The following is a 1,018-nucleotide window of genomic DNA, read 5'->3' as shown; positions in this document are numbered from 1 at the left end:
CTGGAACTGGACACAGCCTGATTGGCCGCATTTTCGCTATGACGCGTCTGCACTCGCGGCACTGGAACAGCGATTTCTGCTCACCTCCGGCGAAGTCATCGGCGCTGTGCGTCACATCGATCATGACGACCGCGACCGGTTGCGCATCGAACTCCTGAGCGACGAAGCGATCAAGACGAGCGCGATCGAAGGCGAAACATTGGACCGCTTGAGCGTCCAGTCATCACTGCGACGGCAGCTTGGCCTGGATGCGGACCGGCGTTCGGTGCAACCACGTGAACACGGCATCGCGGAAATGACGGTCGACGTTTATGGCACCTATGCCCTGCCGCTTGATGACGCGACACTCTTTCGGTGGCATACCATGTTGATGGCAGGCAGTCGGCATCTGGAAAGCATCGGTGCTTATCGCAGCCACTCCGACGCTATGCAGATCGTCTCTGGCCAGTTGGACCGCCCGACGATTCATTTCGAGGCGCCGCCATCAGCGCAAGTACCGGAAGAAATGCATCGGTTCATATCGTGGTTCAACGCAAGCGCTCTGACCGGCGGTACGCCCCTCCCCGCGCTTACTCGCGCCGGCCTTAGCCATTTGTGGTTCGAAAGCATTCATCCATTCGAGGACGGCAATGGACGGCTTGGTCGCGCACTCGCCGAAAAAGCACTGGCACAGTCGCTAGGGCAGCCGAGCCTGATCATGCTGAGTTTTACCATCGAACGACAACGGAAGGCCTATTACGATCAGCTGGAAACCTATCAGCGGACCCTCGACGTCACCGAATGGTTGGTATGGTTTTCCCAAACCGTGCTGACGGCTCAACAAACAACACTGGATCGTGTCGCCTTTTACATCGCCAAGGCACATTTCTACGACCGGTACAGGGGAGCGTTCAATCCTCGTCAGGAGAAAGTCATTGCGCGTCTGTTCGAGGCGGGACCGGATGGCTTTATCGGTGGCCTCAGCGCGGACAACTATCTCGCCATCACCCGCACGTCGCGCGCCACCGCCACCCGCGAT

The 1,018-nt window shown here is 58.6% G+C and carries 1 protein-coding gene; it reads left to right on the top strand.

The window, feature by feature from the left end:
- Positions 1 to 1,018 (top strand): Fic family protein (locus F9K91_RS25475; RefSeq protein ID WP_151679069.1); only part of this gene is annotated, 1,018 nt, incomplete at both ends.

The sequence above is a fragment of the Brucella tritici genome (assembly GCF_008932295.1).
In the GTDB taxonomy this organism is placed as follows: domain Bacteria; phylum Pseudomonadota; class Alphaproteobacteria; order Rhizobiales; family Rhizobiaceae; genus Brucella; species Brucella tritici.
The sequence above is the reverse complement of the archived record's forward strand: the minus strand, read 5'-3'. Positions and strand labels throughout refer to the sequence as shown.